Source organism: Flavobacterium sp. 120, from assembly GCF_003633605.1.
Taxonomy (GTDB): Bacteria; Bacteroidota; Bacteroidia; order Flavobacteriales; family Flavobacteriaceae; genus Flavobacterium; species Flavobacterium algoritolerans.
In genome coordinates this window covers 1,436,932-1,452,894 of sequence record NZ_RBKZ01000001.1, presented here as the reverse complement: position 1 = coordinate 1,452,894, position 15,963 = coordinate 1,436,932, and the positions used below count along the sequence as shown (strand labels likewise).

General features: G+C 41.8%; 1 protein-coding gene. It reads left to right on the top strand.

The window, feature by feature from the left end; translation table 11 throughout:
• Positions 1–320 precede the first annotated feature (320 nt).
• A complete protein-coding gene (locus C8C87_RS06175; protein WP_147402357.1) occupies positions 321–15,914 on the top strand; it encodes an MBG domain-containing protein in 15,594 nt (5,197 codons plus the stop codon).
• Positions 15,915–15,963 lie beyond the last annotated feature (49 nt).

The window sequence follows — 15,963 nt, the reverse complement described above, 5'->3', positions numbered from 1 at the left end:
GTTGCCCTACAATACGATTTATACATTCAACAAAATATAACCTTTTCATTCATAATGGTTATTCTATTTTTTATCATCCTCTTTTTTAAAATAATTATAGTTAATCAAAATATTGATTTAACAGAATTATTTAAAACCAAAATTACCAAAATTTCGTATTTAACGCTAGAAATTGATTTTTTAAAATAATTCAAACTAGCCACTTAAAAAGAAATTAATTCCTTTTTTTAAATTCCTTTTTATAATTGATTAAGTTTCAAAATACTTTTATAAAAAACATTAAAAAAAGATTTTTTACTACTGAAAAAACCTACAAATTAATGAATAAAATTACTTTAAAAACAAGTAAAATAATATTTTTTATTTTATTCCTTTTAGCTTCACTAAATTCATATTCCCAAACACCAATTTTTTCAAATCCAACATTGAAATCTGGAACAGCTAATTCAGTTGGTGCAAAATACTTATACACTGGGGTAACTACTGTAGATGGCACAAGTGTTGATGCCGTAGTAACAATTGTATCAATAACAAATGCTGTAGTTGTAGAAATTGATAATCCTAATAATGGAGGTGGAGGCTTACTAAATAGATTCCAACCCGTTATAAGAAGTACTGTTTCTGGAGGAAATGTAGAGTTTGATTTTACTTTTTATAAATCAGGAACTTATGGTACAGCACTAGAATTAAAAATTGATTTAAGTTCTTTTACTATAGAAACTTTAGATATTGATGGTGGAGAATTTTTTGATATTGTTATACCTACAAATGCTAGTTATACACTAGAATCACCTACAAAAATTATAGTTTCTACCGTATCTCCTTACACTAGATTTACTGGACCAAATGAATCAGTTGATCCAATAAGTATTACAAATACTGCTTATATTGCTTCTGTTAGTTACGGGCGTGTTAACTCCGTAAAATTTAGACTTGGAAGTACTTATGAGTTAAATGATAGACAAAGTTCTATTAGTTTTGGTGAAGTAACATATGATATACCTAAGGCTCCAGTTGCAAATGATGATAGCAAATTAAATCAAACTAATGGACCTGTAAGCATAGATGTAACTCTTAACGATACAGATGCTAACCATAACATCAATAAATCAACAATAGATTTAAATCCTTCAACCAACGGTGTACAAACTAAATTGACAGTTGCAAATGAAGGGGAATGGAAAGTTGATAGCAATGGAATTGTAACTTTTACACCATTAATAACATTTATTGGTAACCCAACTCCGATAACTTATGTTTTGAAGGATTTAACGAATCTTACATCAAACATTGCAACAATAACAATAACTTATATAATAACCCCACCTTTAGATACAGATACAGATGGGATAATTAATAATATAGATCTAGATGATGATAATGATGGGATTACTGATGGTAATGAAGGTTGCAATTTTACAAGTGTACTTGCGAATCCTACAGATGCTATAGTAAACTCTTTAAATACTTCAGGTACAGGTTTATTCCCTCTTGACCCATTTGGACCTGCTGTATTACCACAAAGTGGAGTCAATGTTAGTGTAATTTCAGGATTTTCTACATCCTCACAACAGTGGAGAATATATCAGCCTACAGTAATAAATGCTTCAATTAGCATACAAGGTAACCCTACAAATTTTGCGACAAAATACTTAGATTTGATAGGAGCGTATAATACTCCAAAAGTTCTAGAAAGAACAGTTAAACTTGATTATCAAGTTACTTCAAAAAGTTTAAATTCGGGTAATTATAAATATCGATACATCATAGGTATTGCTGGTTTATCTGATCCAAATGTTGCAGGTAAAATAACTTCATCAGTTCCATTAGAAGTAATTGGTAATGTGGATGTTTTTAATACTGGTAAATATTCCTATTTTGATGGTTCTACACCGCCTGTTGAAGGACAAGTCGGGACTATTATGGCATCAAATCCATTAATAGCAAATTCTGTAGCACCACCTAATGGTTATACTTTTTACTATTTACCGGATGACATTACTTCTTTTAATTTAAGAACAGAGGGTAATGATCAGTATGGTTTTATTTTTGGAGCATTAACATTATTATGTGATGATACAGATGGTGATTCAATGCCTAATGCTTTAGATTATGATTCAGACAATGATGAATGTTCAGATGCTAACGAAGCTTATAGCTCTATTAATGCTGATACTAATGGCGATGGTACTTATAGTGGAGTTGTAGGTATTGCTCAAGTAAATAATAATGGTTTAGTTATTGCAGCAGGAATAAATAGTACAGGCAAAAATTACAATACTACTCCATCACCAAATGTTAAAATTGCTACAAAAATTACGTCATCAACTAATCCTGTAGATACATCTACAACAGTTGGACAAAGTGCTACTTTTTCAGTTACAGCTACAGCAGCTAGTACAACTACTTTCTCATCCGGAACGCCTAATTATGCGATACCACCTGCAACAGATTCTAGTTCTTCATTAACTTATCAATGGCAGGTTAATACTGGCTCAAATTGGGCGAATATTTCTAATGGAGGAACAAATCCATTATATGCAAATACAACAACCGCTACATTGAGTATTAGTCAAGTTACAACTAATATGAAGGGCTATCAATATAGGGTACTTATTAAACATTTAAATAATGTTTGTGCTAGTGTGACTTCGAATAGTGCAAGCTTGTCTTGTGTTAATCCCTTAGCACCAACAGCTAGTGACCAAACAGTATGTTCTGATGGATCTACTACCCAAACTCTTACTGCTACTGCAACGGGAGGAACCATCACTTGGTATGATGCAGCAACTGCAGGTAATTTAATTGCTTCTCCTACCCAAGTGGGTGTAGGTACTAAGACTTATTATGCGCAAGCTTCTAACAATAATTGTTCAAGCTCAACTAGAACTCCTGTTAAGTTAACTATCAATGCAGTTCCTGCAGCTCCTACAGCTAGTAATCAAACAGTATGTACTGATGGTACTACTACTCAAACTCTTACTGCTACTGCAACAGGTGGAACCATCACTTGGTATGATGCAGCAACTGCAGGTAATGTAGTTTCTTCTCCTACTCAAGTTGGTGTAGGTACTAAGACTTATTATGCACAAGCTTATAATGGTACTTGCTCAAGCTTAACTAGAACTGCTGTTAAATTAACTATCAATGTAGCTCCTGCAGCACCAACGGCTACTAATCAAACAGTATGTTCTGATGGAACTACTACTCAAACTCTTACTGCTACAGCAACGGGCGGAACCATAACTTGGTATGATGCAGCAACTGCAGGTAATGTAGTTTCTTCTCCTACTCAAGTTGGTGTAGGTACTAAAACTTATTATGCACAAGCTAATAACGGTACTTGTTCAAGCTTAACTAGAACTGCTGTTAAATTAACTATCAATGTAGCTCCTGCAGCTCCAACTGCTAGTAATCAAACAGTATGTACTGATGGAACTACTGCTCAAACTCTTACTGCAACTGCAATGGGTGGAACCATCACTTGGTATGATGCAGCAACTGCAGGTAATGTAGTTTCGTCTCCTACTCAAGTTGGCATAGGAACAAAAACATATTATGCTCAATCTTCTAACGGTACTTGCTCAAGTATAACTAGAACAGCTGTTAAATTAACTATCAATCCATTACCAGGAACACCAAATGCTAACAATGTTGAATATTGTCAAGGAGACATCCCTCAAGCACTAACAGCAACTGCTAGTAATCCTGCCAATAATCTATATTATTTTTCTTCATTAAATTCAACACCGCAAACTGTTTTAACTCCTAGCACAAATACTGCAGGACAATTCACATACTATGTGGCTGAAGAAAGTAATTCTTGCCTAGGACCCAAAAAAGCAATTACTGTTTTAATTAATCCTAAAGCTGTAATAACTAACCAACCAGTAGATAAGAATATTATTTATGGTAATAATACAAGTTTTTCAGTAGTAGCGACTAATGTAACTACATATCAATGGCAAGTAAATAATGGTACTGGATATACTAATATTACAAATAATAGTATTTATTCTAATGCTACAACAGCAACATTAACAATTGCAAACCCTACAGTTGCAATGAGTAATTACAAATATCGTGCTCTTTTAACTGGAACATGTATCAATACAACTACTGATCCTGCTACCTTGACTGTGACTCCGAAAGTCCTTAATGTGACTGTGGTGGCTGATGATCAAACCAAAGTATACGGGGACGCTAATCCTACACTTACGGCTATTGTTAGTGGTGCGGTTAATGGAGATACCATCAACTATACCTTAGCTACTACCGCAACTCAGTTTTCTAATGTGGGAGCCTATCCGATTGCGGTGACTTTGGGTGCCAATCCTAACTATACTGTGGTGGCTACCGATGCTACCTTGACTGTTAGCCCGAAAGTCCTTAATGTGACTGTGGTGGCCGATGATCAAACCAAAGTATACGGAGACCTTAATCCTACACTTACGGCTATTGTTAGTGGTGCGGTTAATGGAGATACCATCAACTATACCCTGGCTACTACCGCGACTCAGTTCTCTAATGTGGGAGCCTATCCGATTGCGGTGACTTTGGGTGTCAATCCTAACTATACTGTGGTGGCTACCGATGCTACCTTGACTGTGACTCCGAAAGTCCTTAATGTGACTGTGGTGACTGATGATCAAACCAAAGTATACGGGGACCTTAATCCTACACTTACGGCTGTTGTTAGTGGTGCGGTGAATGGAGATACCATCAACTATACCTTAGCTACTACCGCGACTCAGTTTTCTAATGTCGGGGACTATCCGATTGCGGTGACTTTGGGTGCCAATCCAAACTATACTGTGGTGGCTACCGATGCTACCTTGACTGTTAGCCCGAAAGTCCTTAATGTGACTGTGGTGGCCGATGATCAAACCAAAGTATACGGAGACCTTAATCCTACACTTACGGCTATTGTTAGTGGTGCGGTTAATGGAGATACCATCAACTATACCCTGGCTACTACCGCGACTCAGTTCTCTAATGTCGGGGACTACCCGATTGCGGTGACTTTGGGTGCCAATCCAAACTATACTGTTGTGGCTACCGATGCTACCTTGACTGTGACTCCGAAAGTCCTTAATGTGACTGTGGTGGCTGATGATCAAACCAAAGTATACGGAGACCTTAATCCTACACTTACGGCTGTTGTTAGTGGTGCGGTGAATGGAGATACCATCAACTATACCCTGGCTACTACCGCGACTCAGTTTTCTAATGTCGGGGACTACCCGATTGCGGTGACTTTGGGTGCCAATCCTAACTATACTGTGGTGGCTACCGATGCTACGTTGACTGTGACTCCGAAAGTCCTTAATGTGACTGTGGTGGCCGATGATCAAACCAAAGTATACGGGGACCTTAATCCTGCACTTACGGCTGTAGTGACCGGTGCCGTTAATGGAGATACCATCAACTATACCTTAGCTACTACCGCGACTCAGTTTTCTAATGTCGGGGACTATCCGATTGCGGTGACTTTGGGTGCCAATCCAAACTATACTGTGGTGGCTACCGATGCGACCTTGACTGTTAGCCCGAAAGTCCTTAATGTGACTGTGGTGGCTGATGATCAAACCAAAGTATACGGGGACGCTAATCCTACACTTACGGCTATTGTTAGTGGTGCGGTTAATGGAGATACCATCAACTATACCCTGGCTACTACCGCGACTCAGTTCTCTAATGTGGGAGCCTATCCGATTGCGGTGACTTTGGGTGTCAATCCTAACTATACTGTGGTGGCTACCGATGCTACCTTGACTGTGACTCCGAAAGTCCTTAATGTGACTGTGGTGGCTGATGATCAAACCAAAGTATACGGGGACCTTAATCCTACACTTACGGCTGTTGTTAGTGGTGCGGTGAATGGAGATACCATCAACTATACCTTAGCTACTACCGCGACTCAGTTTTCTAATGTCGGGGACTATCCGATTGCGGTGACTTTGGGTGCCAATCCAAACTATACTGTGGTGGCTACCGATGCTACCTTGACTGTTAGCCCGAAAGTCCTTAATGTGACTGTGGTGGCCGATGATCAAACCAAAGTATACGGAGACCTTAATCCTACACTTACGGCTGTTGTTAGTGGTGCGGTGAATGGAGATACCATCAACTATACCCTGGCTACTACCGCAACTCAGTTTTCTAATGTCGGGGACTATCCGATTGCGGTGACTTTGGGTGCCAATCCTAACTATACTGTTGTGGCTACCGATGCGACCTTGACTGTGACTCCGAAAGTCCTTAATGTGACTGTGGTGGCTGATGATCAAACCAAAGTATACGGGGACCTTAATCCTACACTTACGGCTATTGTTAGTGGTGCGGTTAATGGAGATACCATCAACTATACCTTAGCTACTACCGCAACTCAGTTCTCTAATGTCGGGGACTACCCGATTGCGGTGACTTTGGGTGCCAATCCAAACTATACTGTGGTGGCTACCGATGCGACCTTGACTGTTAGCCCGAAAGTCCTTAATGTGACTGTGGTGGCTGATGATCAAACCAAAGTATACGGGGACGCTAATCCTACACTTACGGCTATTGTTAGTGGTGCGGTTAATGGAGATACCATCAACTATACCCTGGCTACTACCGCAACTCAGTTTTCTAATGTGGGAGCCTATCCGATTGCGGTGACTTTGGGTGCCAATCCTAACTATACTGTTGTGGCTACCGATGCGACCTTGACTGTGACTCCGAAAGTCCTTAATGTGACTGTGGTGGCTGATGATCAAACCAAAGTATACGGAGACCTTAATCCTACACTTACGGCTGTTGTTAGTGGTGCGGTTAATGGAGATACCATCAACTATACCTTAGCTACTACCGCAACTCAGTTTTCTAATGTGGGAGCCTATCCGATTGCGGTGACTTTGGGTGCCAATCCTAACTATACTGTGGTGGCTACCGATGCTACCTTGACTGTTAGCCCGAAAGTCCTTAATGTGACTGTGGTGGCCGATGATCAAACCAAAGTATACGGAGACCTTAATCCTACACTTACGGCTATTGTTAGTGGTGCGGTTAATGGAGATACCATCAACTATACCCTGGCTACTACCGCGACTCAGTTCTCTAATGTGGGAGCCTATCCGATTGCGGTGACTTTGGGTGTCAATCCTAACTATACTGTGGTGGCTACCGATGCTACCTTGACTGTGACTCCGAAAGTCCTTAATGTGACTGTGGTGGCTGATGATCAAACCAAAGTATACGGGGACCTTAATCCTACACTTACGGCTGTTGTTAGTGGTGCGGTGAATGGAGATACCATCAACTATACCTTAGCTACTACCGCGACTCAGTTTTCTAATGTCGGGGACTATCCGATTGCGGTGACTTTGGGTGCCAATCCAAACTATACTGTGGTGGCTACCGATGCTACCTTGACTGTTAGCCCGAAAGTCCTTAATGTGACTGTGGTGGCCGATGATCAAACCAAAGTATACGGAGACCTTAATCCTACACTTACGGCTGTTGTTAGTGGTGCGGTGAATGGAGATACCATCAACTATACCCTGGCTACTACCGCAACTCAGTTTTCTAATGTCGGGGACTATCCGATTGCGGTGACTTTGGGTGCCAATCCAAACTATACTGTGGTGGCTACCGATGCGACCTTGACTGTTAGCCCGAAAGTCCTTAATGTGACTGTGGTGGCTGATGATCAAACCAAAGTATACGGGGACGCTAATCCTACACTTACGGCTATTGTTAGTGGTGCGGTTAATGGAGATACCATCAACTATACCCTGGCTACTACCGCAACTCAGTTTTCTAATGTGGGAGCCTATCCGATTGCGGTGACTTTGGGTGCCAATCCTAACTATACTGTGGTGGCTACCGATGCTACCTTGACTGTTAGCCCGAAAGTCCTTAATGTGACTGTGGTGGCCGATGATCAAACCAAAGTATACGGAGACCTTAATCCTGTACTTACTGCTGTAGTGACCGGTGCGGTGAATGGAGATACCATCAACTATACCTTAGCTACTACCGCGACTCAGTTCTCTAATGTGGGAGCCTATCCGATTGCGGTGACTTTGGGTGCCAATCCTAACTATACTGTGGTGGCTACCGATGCTACCTTGACTGTGACTCCGAAAGTCCTTAATGTGACTGTGGTGGCTGATGATCAAACCAAAGTATACGGAGACGCTAATCCTGCACTTACTGCTGTTGTGACCGGTGCCGTTAATGGAGATACCATCAACTATACCCTGGCTACTACCGCGACTCAGTTCTCTAATGTCGGAGCCTATCCGATTGCGGTGACTTTGGGTGCCAATCCAAACTATACTGTGGTGGCTACCGATGCTACCTTGACTGTTAGCCCGAAAGTACTTAATGTGACTGTGGTGGCTGATGATCAAACTAAAGTATACGGAGACCTTAATCCTGCACTTACTGCTGTTGTGACCGGTGCCGTTAATGGAGATACCATCAACTATACCCTGGCTACTACCGCGACTCAGTTCTCTAATGTCGGAGCCTATCCGATTGCGGTGACTTTGGGTGCCAATCCAAACTATACTGTGGTGGCTACCGATGCTACCTTGACTGTTAGCCCGAAAGTACTTAATGTGACTGTGGTGGCTGATGATCAAACTAAAGTATACGGAGACCTTAATCCTGCACTTACTGCTGTTGTGACCGGTGCGGTTAATGGAGATACCATCAACTATACCCTGGCTACTACCGCAACTCAGTTTTCTAATGTGGGAGCCTATCCGATTGCGGTGACTTTGGGTGCCAATCCAAACTATACTGTGGTGGCTACCGATGCTACCTTGACTGTGACTCCGAAAGTCCTTAATGTGACTGTGGTGGCTGATGATCAAACCAAAGTATACGGAGACCTTAATCCTGCACTTACTGCTGTTGTGACCGGTGCCGTTAATGGAGATACCATCAACTATACCCTGGCTACTACCGCGACTCAGTTCTCTAATGTCGGAGCCTATCCGATTGCGGTGACTTTGGGTGCCAATCCAAACTATACTGTGGTGGCTACCGATGCTACCTTGACTGTTAGCCCGAAAGTACTTAATGTGACTGTGGTGGCTGATGATCAAACTAAAGTATACGGAGACCTTAATCCTGCACTTACTGCTGTTGTGACCGGTGCGGTTAATGGAGATACCATCAACTATACCCTGGCTACTACCGCAACTCAGTTTTCTAATGTCGGGGACTACCCGATTGCGGTGACTTTGGGTGCCAATCCAAACTATACTGTGGTGGCTACCGATGCTACCTTGACTGTTAGCCCGAAAGTACTTAATGTGACTGTGGTGGCTGATGATCAAACGAAAGTATACGGAGACCTTAATCCTGCACTTACGGCTATTGTTAGTGGTGCGGTGAATGGAGATACCATCAACTATACCTTAGCTACTACCGCAACTCAGTTTTCTAATGTGGGAGCCTATCCGATTGCGGTGACTTTGGGTGCCAATCCAAACTATACTGTGGTGGCTACCGATGCTACCTTGACTGTGACTCCGAAAGTCCTTAATGTGACTGTGGTGGCTGATGATCAAACCAAAGTATACGGAGACCTTAATCCTACACTTACGGCTATTGTTAGTGGTGCGGTTAATGGAGATACCATCAACTATACCCTGGCTACTACCGCGACTCAGTTCTCTAATGTCGGGGACTACCCGATTGCGGTGACTTTGGGTGCCAATCCAAACTATACTGTTGTGGCTACCGATGCTACCTTGACTGTGACTCCGAAAGTCCTTAATGTGACTGTGGTGGCTGATGATCAAACCAAAGTATACGGGGACGCTAATCCTGCACTTACTGCTGTTGTTAGTGGTGCGGTTAATGGAGATACCATCAACTATACCCTGGCTACTACCGCGACTCAGTTTTCTAATGTCGGGGACTATCCGATTGCGGTGACTTTGGGTGCCAATCCAAACTATACTGTGGTGGCTACCGATGCGACCTTGACTGTTAGCCCGAAAGTCCTTAATGTGACTGTGGTGGCTGATGATCAAACCAAAGTATACGGGGACGCTAATCCTACACTTACGGCTATTGTTAGTGGTGCGGTGAATGGAGATACCATCAACTATACCCTGGCTACTACCGCAACTCAGTTTTCTAATGTGGGAGCCTATCCGATTGCGGTGACTTTGGGTGCCAATCCTAACTATACTGTTGTGGCTACCGATGCGACCTTGACTGTGACTCCGAAAGTCCTTAATGTGACTGTGGTGGCTGATGATCAAACCAAAGTATACGGAGACCTTAATCCTACACTTACGGCTGTTGTTAGTGGTGCGGTTAATGGAGATACCATCAACTATACCTTAGCTACTACCGCAACTCAGTTTTCTAATGTGGGAGCCTATCCGATTGCGGTGACTTTGGGTGCCAATCCTAACTATACTGTGGTGGCTACCGATGCTACCTTGACTGTTAGCCCGAAAGTCCTTAATGTGACTGTGGTGGCCGATGATCAAACCAAAGTATACGGAGACCTTAATCCTACACTTACGGCTGTTGTTAGTGGTGCGGTGAATGGAGATACCATCAACTATACCCTGGCTACTACCGCGACTCAGTTCTCTAATGTGGGAGCCTATCCGATTGCGGTGACTTTGGGTGTCAATCCTAACTATACTGTGGTGGCTACCGATGCTACCTTGACTGTGACTCCGAAAGTCCTTAATGTGACTGTGGTGGCCGATGATCAAACCAAAGTATACGGAGACCTTAATCCTACACTTACGGCTGTTGTTAGTGGTGCGGTGAATGGAGATACCATCAACTATACCCTGGCTACTACCGCGACTCAGTTCTCTAATGTGGGAGCCTATCCGATTGCGGTGACTTTGGGTGTCAATCCTAACTATACTGTGGTGGCTACCGATGCTACCTTGACTGTGACTCCGAAAGTCCTTAATGTGACTGTGGTGGCTGATGATCAAACCAAAGTATACGGGGACCTTAATCCTACACTTACGGCTGTTGTTAGTGGTGCGGTGAATGGAGATACCATCAACTATACCTTAGCTACTACCGCGACTCAGTTTTCTAATGTCGGGGACTATCCGATTGCGGTGACTTTGGGTGCCAATCCAAACTATACTGTGGTGGCTACCGATGCTACCTTGACTGTTAGCCCGAAAGTCCTTAATGTGACTGTGGTGGCCGATGATCAAACCAAAGTATACGGAGACCTTAATCCTACACTTACGGCTGTTGTTAGTGGTGCGGTGAATGGAGATACCATCAACTATACCCTGGCTATTACCGCAACTCAGTTTTCTAATGTCGGGGACTATCCGATTGCGGTGACTTTGGGTGCCAATCCTAACTATACTGTTGTGGCTACCGATGCGACCTTGACTGTGACTCCGAAAGTCCTTAATGTGACTGTGGTGGCTGATGATCAAACCAAAGTATACGGGGACCTTAATCCTACACTTACGGCTATTGTTAGTGGTGCGGTTAATGGAGATACCATCAACTATACCTTAGCTACTACCGCAACTCAGTTCTCTAATGTCGGGGACTACCCGATTGCGGTGACTTTGGGTGCCAATCCAAACTATACTGTGGTGGCTACCGATGCTACCTTGACTGTGACTCCTAGAGAAATTGATGCTCTAGCGGATACCAATTCGGCTCCTGTAAACGGAACAACCGGAGGAAATTCAGGAGTGAATGTTTTAACTAACGATACCTTGAGCGGATTGCCTGTTAATCCTGCGGATGTGGTATTAAGCTCTACTCCAAACGGACCATTGACTATAAATCCTGATGGAACTGTAAGCGTAGCACCAAACACTCCGGCTGGAACGTATACCATAGATTACACTATTTGTGAGGTATTAAATCCAACCAATTGTGATACGGCTACCGTTACTATTGTTGTTGTAGCTTCTGTTATTGATGCTGTAGCGGATACTAATGCGATTCCAGTAAATGGAACAACCGGAGGGAATTCTGGGGTGAATGTTTTAACTAACGATACCTTGAGCGGATTGCCTGTTAATCCTGCGGATGTGGTATTAAGTTCTACGCCAAACGGACCATTGACTATAAATCCTGATGGAACTGTAAGCGTAGCTCCAAACACACCGGCGGGAACTTATACCATAAATTACACTATATGTGAGGTATTAAATCCAACCAATTGTGATACTGCTACCGTTACTATTGTTGTTGTAGCTTCTGTTATTGATGCTGTAGCGGATACCAATGCGATTCCTGTAAATGGAACAACCGGAGGGAATTCAGGAGTGAATGTTTTCACTAACGATACCTTGAACGGATTGCCTGTTAATCCTGCGGATGTGGTATTAAGCTCTACTCCAAACGGACCATTGACTATAAATCCTGATGGAACTGTAAGCGTAGCACCAAACACTCCGGCGGGAACGTATACCATAGATTACACTATTTGTCAGGTATTGAACCCTACTAATTGTGATACGGCTACTGTTACTATTGTTGTTGCGGCTTCTGCTATTGATGCTGTAGCGGATACCAATGCGATTCCAGTAAACGGAACAACCGGAGGAAATTCAGGAGTGAATGTTTTCACTAACGATACCTTGAACGGATTGCCTGTTAATCCTGCGGATGTGGTATTAAGCTCTACGCCAAACGGACCATTGACTATTAATCCTGATGGAACGGTAAGCGTAGCGCCAAACACTCCGGCTGGAACGTATACCATAGATTACACTATTTGTCAGGTATTGAACTCTACTAATTGTGATACGGCTACTGTTACTATTGTTGTTGCTGCTCCTGCTATTAATGCTCTAGCGGATACCAATGCGATTCCAGTAAACGGAACAACCGGAGGGAATTCTGGGGTGAATGTTTTAACTAACGATACCTTGAGCGGATTGCCTGTTAATCCTGCGGATGTGGTATTAAGTTCTACGCCAAACGGACCATTGACTATAAATCCTGATGGAACTGTAAGCGTAGCTCCAAACACACCGGCGGGAACTTATACCATAAATTACACTATATGTGAGGTATTAAATCCAACCAATTGTGATACGGCTACCGTTACTATTGTTGTTGTAGCTTCTGTTATTGATGCTGTAGCGGATACCAATGCGATTCCTGTAAATGGAACAACCGGAGGGAATTCAGGAGTGAATGTTTTCACTAACGATACCTTGAACGGATTGCCTGTTAATCCTGCGGATGTGGTATTAAGCTCTACTCCAAACGGACCATTGACTATAAATCCTGATGGAACTGTAAGCGTAGCACCAAACACTCCGGCGGGAACGTATACCATAGATTACACTATTTGTCAGGTATTGAACCCTACTAATTGTGATACGGCTACTGTTACTATTGTTGTTGCGGCTTCTGCTATTGATGCTGTAGCGGATACCAATGCGATTCCAGTAAACGGAACAACCGGAGGAAATTCAGGAGTGAATGTTTTCACTAACGATACCTTGAACGGATTGCCTGTTAATCCTGCGGATGTGGTATTAAGCTCTACGCCAAACGGACCATTGACTATTAATCCTGATGGAACGGTAAGCGTAGCGCCAAACACTCCGGCTGGAACGTATACCATAGATTACACTATTTGTCAGGTATTGAACTCTACTAATTGTGATACGGCTACTGTTACTATTGTTGTTGCTGCTCCTGCTATTAATGCTCTAGCGGATACCAATGCGATTCCAGTAAACGGAACAACCGGAGGAAATTCTGGGGTGAATGTTTTCACTAACGATACCTTGAACGGATTGCCTGTTAATCCTGCGGATGTGGTATTAAGTTCTACGCCAAACGGACCATTGACTATTAATCCTGATGGAACTGTAAGCGTAGCACCAAACACTCCGGCGGGAACGTATACCATAGATTACACTATTTGTCAGGTATTGAACCCTACTAATTGTGATACGGCTACTGTTACTATTGTTGTTGCTGCTCCTGCTATTGATGCTGTAGCGGATACCAATGCGATTCCAGTAAACGGAACAACCGGAGGAAATTCTGGGGTGAATGTTTTCACTAACGATACCTTGAACGGATTGCCTGTTAATCCTGCGGATGTGGTATTAAGCTCTACTCCAAACGGACCATTGACGATAAATCCTGATGGAACGGTAAGCGTAGCGCCAAACACTCCGGCGGGAACGTATACCATAGATTACACTATTTGTCAGGTATTGAACCCTACTAATTGTGATACGGCTACTGTTACTATTGTTGTTGCGGCTCCTGTTATAGATGCTGTAGCGGATACCAATACGATTCCAGTAAACGGAACAACCGGAGGAAATTCAGGAGTGAATGTTTTCACTAACGATACCTTGAACGGATTGCCTGTTAATCCTGCAGATGTAGTATTAAGTTCTACTCCAAACGGACCATTGACGATAAATCCTGATGGAACGGTAAGCGTAGCACCAAACACTCCGGCGGGAACGTATACCATAGATTACACTATTTGTCAGGTATTGAACCCTACTAATTGTGATACGTCTACTGTTACTATTGTGGTTACTGCTCCTGCTATTGATGCTGTAGCGGATACTTATTCAAATATTAATTGTTCTTCATTTGGTGCAATTGGTAATGTATTAGCTAATGATACTTTAAATGGTAATCCTGCTAAATCAGAAGAAGTTAACATTACAGTAATTTTTGGAGGAAATTCAAATATCACATTAGATAACCTTGGAAACATTAGTGTTCAAAGCGGAATAGTTAGTGGTTCATATGTACTAACATATCAAATATGTGAAAAACTAAATCCGACTAATTGTGATACCGCTACGATAACAATAAATGTTCAAGATGCAACAGCTCCTGTTATTGCTCAATTACCAGTAGCTTCAACAATATCTTGCGGCATGACACCTAACTTTGCTCAAGCATTGGCAACAGATACCTGTGGCTCTGTAAACTTAACATTCGTTGATGTAACAGTACAAGGAAATTGTATTGGCTCTTACACAATAACTAGAACTTGGACCGCAACTGATTCATCAGGAAACACTGCCACTGCTTCTCAAGTTATTAGTGTTCAAGATAACGTTGGTCCAACTACAACTACAGCTTTTACAGCGATTGTTAGTGTAAATTGTGATGCAATTCCTGCTAAGCCTGAACTTGTATTTGTAGATAATTGTTCTACAGTTTCACCGGCTATTTTTACTGAAAACATCATAAACAGAACCGAAAATTCTTATTCTGTAGTAAGAAAATGGTCTGTAGCTGATGCTTGTGGAAATGTATCTGAGTTTACTCAAACTATCAATGTAACAATTCCTAATAGTGTTGTAACAATAAATAGTTCAATTTGTAATGATGGAGAAATCACAACGACGAATCTAAATGATTTCTTACCAATGGGAACTCCAACAAACGGAACTTGGGTAGATGTAAATAATTCCGGTGGATTACAAGGAAGTATGCTTAATAGTTCTGGACTTTCTGTTAGGGATTATACATTTGAATATAAAATTGACGATGTTACTTGCCCTAGAACGGTAAGAGTTGTAATGACCATTAATACTGGTTGTGGTGGTATCGTATTAGCTTGTGGAACCATATTAGTACACAATGCCTTCTCTCCAAATGGTGACGGAATTAATGAAAAATTCATAATTGATAATATTGACGATACTGTTTGTTATCCAGATAATACTGTACAAATTTATAACCGTTGGGGAGTTTTGGTTTATGAAACTAAAGGATATAATAATACAAGTAATGTTTTCGATGGTACTTCTCTTGGTAGAACAACCGTTAGTCAATCTACAGGTTTACCTACAGGAACTTACTTCTATATTTTGAATTATACTTCTGTTGACAATGATGGAAAAATCATGACCAATAAAAAAGATGGATATTTATATATTGTAAATAATTAAAAAATTAATGCCTGAGGACAAAAAGTTCTCAGGCATTATAAAATTCAAA

Bases quoted from the DNA above. Each gene is read 5' to 3' on its own strand.
- C8C87_RS06175 (WP_147402357.1), top strand. From the start codon at position 321: ATGAATAAAATTACTTTAAAAACAAGTAAAATAATATTTTTTATTTTA.